Genomic DNA, 445 nt, shown 5'->3' with positions numbered 1-445 from the left:
CCAGATCGGCGGCACCATCGACATCAAGTCGGTGGCCGGCGAGGGAAGCTCCGTCACCATCAAGATCCCGCTGACCTTGGCCATCGTCTCGGCGCTGATCGTGGAAGCCGCCGGCGACCGCTTCGCCATTCCGCAGCTCTCGGTCGTGGAACTGGTGCGGGCCCGCGCCAATTCCGAGCACCGCATCGAGCGCATCAAGGACACCGCGGTGCTCAGGCTGCGCAACAAGCTGCTGCCGCTGATCCACCTCAAGAAGCTGCTCAGGATCGACGACGGCGCCGCCAGCGATCCCGAGAACGGCTTCATCGTGGTGACGCAGGTCGGCAGCCAGACCTTCGGCATCGTCGTCGACGGTGTCTTCCATACCGAGGAGATCGTGGTCAAGCCGATGTCGACCAAGCTGCGCCACATCGACATGTTCTCCGGCAACACCATCCTGGGCGAT

General features: G+C 64.3%; 1 protein-coding gene. It reads left to right on the top strand.

Features of this window, described 5'->3' with window-relative positions; translation table 11 throughout:
- Positions 1–445, top strand: a 445-nt coding sequence (locus tag XH87_RS08390) for a chemotaxis protein CheW (protein WP_271586895.1), incomplete at both ends; no start/stop codon positions are given.

This window comes from Bradyrhizobium sp. CCBAU 53415, assembly GCF_028128735.1.
Classification (GTDB): Bacteria; Pseudomonadota; Alphaproteobacteria; order Rhizobiales; family Xanthobacteraceae; genus Bradyrhizobium.
Note: the sequence above shows the minus strand (reverse complement) of the source record. Positions and strands in the feature narration are given on the sequence as shown.